Origin of the sequence: Microcystis sp. LE18-22.4A (assembly GCF_027531105.1) — a bacterium.
Lineage (GTDB): Bacteria > Cyanobacteriota > Cyanobacteriia > Cyanobacteriales > Microcystaceae > Microcystis > Microcystis aeruginosa.
Window position 1 is genome coordinate 1 of the sequence record NZ_JAPZRB010000532.1, and the last position, 6,539, is coordinate 6,539.

General features: G+C 44.1%; 6 protein-coding genes and 1 pseudogene. 1 reads left to right on the top strand and 6 read right to left on the bottom strand.

Annotated elements, in window-relative coordinates:
• A partial coding sequence (locus O9295_RS27570) for a helix-turn-helix domain-containing protein (RefSeq protein ID WP_353846024.1) occupies nucleotides 1-56 on the bottom strand: 56 nt, incomplete at its 3' end.
• Nucleotides 57-181: 125 nt separating this feature from the next.
• Nucleotides 182-2,152, bottom strand: a pseudogene (locus O9295_RS22665) (type I restriction endonuclease subunit R); the annotation flags it as partial.
• Between the two features lie 303 nt (nucleotides 2,153-2,455).
• Here O9295_RS22665 and O9295_RS22670 point away from each other — a divergent pair.
• Complete coding sequence (locus tag O9295_RS22670) at nucleotides 2,456-2,722, top strand: vacuolar protein-sorting-associated protein 25 (RefSeq protein ID WP_151696896.1); 267 nt, start codon at nucleotides 2,456-2,458, stop codon at nucleotides 2,720-2,722.
• A gap of 63 nt (nucleotides 2,723-2,785) precedes the next feature.
• Here the strand turns inward: O9295_RS22670 and O9295_RS22675 are convergent, their stop codons facing one another.
• From O9295_RS22675 to O9295_RS22690, 4 genes are all read right to left on the bottom strand, one after another.
• Nucleotides 2,786-2,968 (bottom strand): hypothetical protein, encoded by a 183-nt coding sequence (locus tag O9295_RS22675; RefSeq protein ID WP_288035542.1) that lies wholly within the window; start codon nucleotides 2,966-2,968, stop codon nucleotides 2,786-2,788.
• A gap of 233 nt (nucleotides 2,969-3,201) precedes the next feature.
• On the bottom strand, nucleotides 3,202-4,482 hold the full coding sequence (locus O9295_RS22680) for a restriction endonuclease subunit S (protein WP_288035544.1): 1,281 nt from the start codon (nucleotides 4,480-4,482) through the stop codon (nucleotides 3,202-3,204).
• A gap of 39 nt (nucleotides 4,483-4,521) precedes the next feature.
• Nucleotides 4,522-4,737: a RelB antitoxin-like protein gene (locus O9295_RS22685; protein ID WP_288035546.1), complete on the bottom strand. Its 216-nt coding sequence runs from the start codon at nucleotides 4,735-4,737 to the stop codon at nucleotides 4,522-4,524.
• A gap of 23 nt (nucleotides 4,738-4,760) precedes the next feature.
• A complete protein-coding gene (locus O9295_RS22690; protein WP_288035548.1) occupies nucleotides 4,761-6,404 on the bottom strand; it encodes an N-6 DNA methylase in 1,644 nt (547 codons plus the stop codon).
• Nucleotides 6,405-6,539: the final 135 nt, after the last annotated feature.

Here is a 6,539-nt window from a genome sequence, read left to right on the forward strand (position 1 = left end):
TCTTGTTCGGGTGTTGGGTAAAATCGAAACGAATAGGCTTTTTCCATATCTCGCATTCTAGCATATATCGTGTAAATGCGCTAATATTTAACAGTAAAGCCGTCGTAGAACGACGGGGTTTCAGACCCAAATTTTCGATGACCCTATCGAGATACATCACCTGCTCTACTGGGGCATCAAAGCCAGTCAGTAGCATATTATTGACGATGACAATGCCCACATCTCCAGTAATCCCCTCATCCCTTGCGTCAAAGGGCAGTTTAAAGCTTTTAATAGTAGTATCGTGGCGGGTGGAGTTGCTGTATTGCTTGAGGTGGGGTAGGTCGTTATGACTGCCGGAGATGACCACATCGGTCTTAAGTCGTTTCAGGCGATCGAGGTTAAGCCGGTGGGGATTCCCCTGCTCCAATTTGGCAATCTCCTCGGCCAGGGCAGCATCTAAATGCTCTTTGTACCGCACCGCCGCCTCCCGGGAAGTCGCCACCACCTGGGCCTTGTAGCCGTTGGGAAAGATGCACTGGAGATAGTGCTGCACCATATCCTTGGCTTTGGCGGCGATGGTGGGATGAGCTTCTAGGTAGGCATCCCGCGAACCATGGCCCAAAATCTGCAGCCGCTCTTGCAGGTTGTACTCACTGAAGACATCGGCAAAAGCCGCATCCATAGCTGTCTGATCAGACACCTCGGCGTTATGGGTGCGCCCGGTGTAAACAATTTCTAGGGTCACGCCGTCCTCGATGGACTGGCCCATGGTGTACTTGTCGATGTAGTCCCCGAAAACTTTCTCAGTTTTGTCGATGGGGGTGCCGGTGTAGCCAATACGGGAAGCGTAGGGGAGAGCTTTGTCGAGGTTTGTCCCCAGCAGGCTGTACTGGGAGCGGTGGGCTTCATCGGTCATCACCAGGATGTTGCTGCTCCGGTTTAGCTCCGGGAAGGTCTCCCGCAGTTCCCGCTCTTGGAATTTGTGGATCATGGCCATGACCAGATCCGAGGAGTCGCTGCGAAGTAGTTCCTTCAGTTTGGCGATGCTATTGGCGGGCTTAACGGTAAAGCCAACACTTTGGCCGGTCTCGGCGAGTTGCTGCTCTAGTTGGGTGCGATCGGTGATAAATACCACTTTCCACTGGGAAAGGTTGTTATGGCGGTACATGGCCCGCACCATAAACATCATGGTCAGGGACTTACCCGACCCCTGGGTATGCCAGATGATGCCGCTGCGCTCCCGGGGGGTTTTGCCCTCTAGGAGACGCTCCACGGCTTTCTTGACGGCACGAAACTGCTGATAACGCCCGACGATTTTGATGGTTTCTCCCTTGTTGTTGATGGAGAAAAGGGTGAAGTTGCGAATAATCTCTAGGAGGTTATCGGGGGCAAACATTCCCGCCACCAGTCGCTGCTGGTCATTGGGGGAGCTAATGCCGTGTTCTAGTTCTTCTAGGGTGCGGGGATAGGGGTCAGCCCAACGGAAGAAGTATTTTTCGGTGTGGGTGGTAATGGTGCCAAATTTTGCCTGATTGCGGCAGGTAGCTACGACAAACTGGTTATAGAAAAAGAGGGGGACATTTCCCTCGCCCTTAGCGCCGCGCTGTTCGCTGTAGCGGAGGAGTTGCTCGATCGCCTCGGCAATGGGTTCTTTGACTTTGGGAGATTTACATTCAATGACCACCACTGGCAGCCCATTGAGAAAGAGGACAATATCGGGGATGATGTGGTTTTCTGTGCCTAGAATCCGCACCTTAAACTGGCAAACGGCGATGAAGCGGTTGTTAGTTGGGTGGTCAAAGTCGATAAACCTGACGGTGGGGCTTTTTTCGCCTGTTTTACGGTTCTCTGAGACGCTGGTATTCTCCTGAAGCAGTTTAAAGACGTGGCGGTTATTTTCCAGTAGGTTGGTGCTGGGGAAGTTGGCGGTGAGTTGTTTGATGGCTTCTTCTATTTGGTCGGTTTCTAGCCAGGGGTTGATGATTGTAAGCTGTTCTCGTAGCACTGGCAGCATCACCACCTCGGTAAAGCTTTCTCTAAAAGTATCCTGTGGTTTTTGTTTTGTCTCTAAATCCAATATTTCCCAATCTAAACCGTACAGTTGATCAAGTAAGGGCTTTTCGACCCCGTTGCGCTCATCGAGTTTGATAGGTTGAGGTGTTTTGTTCATGACCAGATAACCTTTATTTAACTGTATTTATGAGGTTTTTCGTCTAAATCGGCTCTCCCCGGTTTGGTGGGTAAAATAATATATTCTAAGATACAGTCTTGGGGCAGTGAGTGGAACGAACCACTCCAGACACAAAGGACACAAAGATTGATCGCTACTATATAAGTTAAACTTATCACACAAAGAATAAGAGAACCCTAAATCTTCCTTGAAGTCAGGGGACAGGGTTGAATTGTACTTCTCTGATATGAGAAACGCTATAATAGGTTATTATACATAAAAAATATTTAAGCATTAACGGATATGAACAACCAACTGGTTAAAACTTTAGCACAAATTATTAGATCCCTTTCTGAAGAAGAAAAACAACAACTAGAAAGAGAATTAACATCTAATGGAGCAATAGAAGCAATAAAAGACTATCAAAAATTATCTTTTTGTCAAACGGCTACCCCTGAAGAATGGATAAAAGCTTTTGAAGAATGGGCAGAAAGTCATAGAGATAAGAATTTTCCCCAATTATCTGATCAAGATATTAGCCGAGAAAGTATCTATGGAGAACGGGGTTAAATGTCTTATACTAAATCCGTTGAGTAACGCACAGAAAACGGGTTTCTCGGAGAAATCCGTTTTCTACTCATCAAATGTCACGCTTCCTTTGAGGGGATTGATATCAGTGGTTTCGACGGGTAATATCTTCTCTGCATTATCCAACAAGATAACGCAGATCTGTTTACCTTCCCATTCAGAAGAATATTCGGCGGGAATGGTAACTATGCCGTTTTTTAGGATGGTTTTAAATTCGATCGCTTGCATGGTAAATCTATGGGCAAGGGAGTTATGTTTAGTTTAGCGAATCGTCTGATATCGAGATCATGGGATATAGATCGCCTGAGCAGTTTGGTGACTTGGCGAGGTCAATCAGGGCGTTACGATATTTTTTGATGCCGCGCCGAGCGATCGCCATTGTCTTCGCAAAGTCTGGGTATATGTTTAAGTTTTTGTGATTTGTGGGTGTTTGCTCTGGTTGCATAGGTTTGACCGATGAATCAATTTGCTGCTGTTTTTTGGTTGAGGAGGTCGGTAACTCGGACTTTGCCAGTTAGCAGGTCTTGCATAAGTCCGGTTTTTTGGAGTTTTAGCTTTTGTAGTTGTGACTGAAGCTTAAAAACCTCCCTGCCTTGAAGAAGTAATAAATCTTCAATTCTTATTTGTTCATTAATACTGGGTACTTTAACAAGAAGTTTACGAACCTCACCAACATTAAAATGTTGTTGAGCAAGTCCCCCTTGTCCTTCGAGTATCTGCTTCTTACCAAAATTTGAGTTAATCCATAATGCTAAGTAGTTAGAGCGCACTCGCCTTGAATCTGGTCGTGAAATAACTATATCTACACAGTTAGAACCATCTAATTCTGGCGTGATGACGGCTGTATTACCTGGATATCCTGTTCTAACTGTAACTAAATCACCTACGCTTAACCTACTTTTATTCAGAGCAATATTGTCTCTTTCGGACATATAAACCATATCTGATGTATCTATAATGTTTTCTCTAACATTTGCCGATCTCAGAACAGGTACTCCAGAAGGTTTATAGTATTGTGCGGGACGAATAACAATACCAACTACAATCTCTTTACATATTGCTGAACAAGATTCCACCTCCCACTCAACCGGAATCCTCCCAAGCGGTGAATCCTTAAACTCATGGGTTTCTTCACTGCGAATATTGCCATTTTCATCAATTCCTTTGGTGAGCAAGTCCTGCATTAGTCCGGTTTTGATGCGCTGCTGCTTGGCAATTAGGGCTTCGGTTTGCTCAATCGCGCGGTCTATTGTTGAAAGGATGGTGGCGATTTGGGTTTGTTCTTGTAGAGAAACTGGATATTGAAATTCAATCTTATTAAGTTTTGTCTTGTTTAAGGTTGCTCCCTTAATAGCTTGATCAACATCTTGAAGTAGATTCCATTGCTGTAACCCGTAGTATAGAAAATTATGGGTAAGTTGCTCAGTTTGCAGGGCTGCTATTGCTTCATTCGTGTATAGTTGTTTTCCTGCAAAAGCTACCCTCCCAATAGTAAGTTTAAAGCTGAGAAGTATAGTGCCTTCATGCTGTAATTTTGCGTTAGAGTTTTTAACTCCTATATTTGTAATATATTCAGCGGTATCATTTATGACTCGCTGATTCATATCTCTAATTGAGACCCATAAATTATCTGTTTCTTTTTGGCTATCCCAATACTCAGGATTATCCCTCATTGGTGTACCACCAATCTCAATTTTACATAATTTTCCTAATTTTCCCGTTTTCCAACCTTCCACACTCATCCCAAATACCTCAACTTAATCAAAAAAACATTTAAAAACTCAAGAGTTCCTTATCTCACTTTGATATTCTAAAGGATCGATAGTTAGTTGAATGCTACCCGCATAAGCTGCGAGTGCCTTAAAAGACTCTGTACTATCTTCCTGTTGACTTTCCTGCAATAATGCCTCAATTTTTTGCCAATCTTGGTAATTAATAATTACCGCCACTGGCTTCAGATTTTTATCTGTGACAAATTGCTTTTTAATAGACTGCATAACCTGCTCCTAACTGACTTAAATTATTCCCTATACCCTAGTTTAACCAAAAACTCATTTAATTCTCCTAAAGTCTGCTCTCGCTGGGCCTCCATTTCCTGACTTGATACCGCATACTTATCCCAAAGATTCTCAACCTTAGCAACAAGTCCCCGCTTTTCCCCATTCAAGTAACGAGTAAGCTGCTCCGATACCCAATCATAGAGCTTTTTTAGAATCAATTTTTTCGCTTCTTCATCCCTTAACTGTCCTCCTATGTCAGTCAGTAATCCCTCAGGATAAGATAATTTAATCTCCAAGGCTTTCTTATCCTTATTAAGCGCGTTAATCTTGGCCTTTTCTTCCTTTTTACTTGCATTTAACCCCATAAGCTGATTTTGTACCTGCTCAAGTAATTCAATAGTTTCAGCCTTAAATTCCTCATCACCAACCCGTTTTAAGCGCAGCTTTAACTCAAGCTGACTCTGCTGTTCTTTAAGTGTATTCTTAAGTAACTTGATCTGGTTCTCAATGTCAGTAATAACATTGTATTCTTGTTGGTAAGATTGGCGCTCTCTGGCTGCTGAATCGCCCTGGGATTGCTTCAAGTCATCTATCAACTCTTTAAGCCATTTCTTAATCGATGCGGCGCTAACAGTTTCTTCCTCTTCCGGTTCATAATTCGCCACCTCTTGCGCTGATTCCACCGCTTCGCTTAACTCCCCTTGGACTGCACTAATCTTACTTTCTAGTTCCTCAATTGCCGCCTCTTCCGCCTGAAAAAATGCCGCTAATAAATACTGATCAGGGATAAGAGTATGATGCCAGCCAGTGTTAATAATAGTCTTTAGATCATAGCGAATCTGCTGCCACCAGTTAACAAACACCCCCGCCGATTTAAACTCATCTAAAACCCCCAAAGGAATCAGCTGCTGTTTAAGGCTGCTCAGTAATTGCTGCCGCACTTGGGGCATAATATTATTCCCCTCCAACTTGGCAAAATCATCCCGCGCTTCTCGCCACCAATTTTTAAGCGTAGTATAGTGGTCGCTTATCCTTGCTTGTAAATCGGGATTAGCTTCCAGATTCTCTTTAATAGCGGCTTTCGTGGCAATTTCTGGGCAAAAATTAGCATAGCCGGGGCGTAGGGGTCTAAATAGGGTATTTGTGTTGATGCCAAACTTAGCAAAAGTATCCTGTTGTGCGGCAATTTCAGCCTGCGGAATACCCCCGATCAAGTGAGCTTTTACATCCTCCGGTTCCGGGTCTGGCGTATTATCCACATAGCGGCGAATATTAAGATTAAAGTCGTGTTTTTCGACAATTTCCGACTTATCTACCAAGCGGCTATATTTGGGATATTCTCGCTTGTGGGTAAAGACATAATCGATCTTTTCAATGTCTTCGGGGCGCAATTTATTCTGGTTCTTTCCCTCAGCATATTCTCGATCGGCATTAATAAAAAGGATTTTATCGCGTAATTCATCAGGTTTATTTTTATTCACCACCAACACACAGGCCGGGATACCCGTGCCATAAAATAACCCCGGGGGCAAACTAATAATCGCCTCAATTACATCATCCTCAATTAATATCTCTCGAATCAGCTTCTCTTTCCCCCCCCGAAATAGCACCCCATGGGGCATGATAGTGGCCATGTGGCCGTCGGGTTTAAGACTGGCAATCATCGGAAATTTTGGGTCTGAAACCCCGCCGTTCTAGGTTGGCTTTACGTTAGAATTAAAAGGCCAGTCTCGAAAACCAAGTGGACGGCGCAGCACCTTGAAAACTCGGCTTAGGGGGTTCCGACCAGAAAAGCTTGG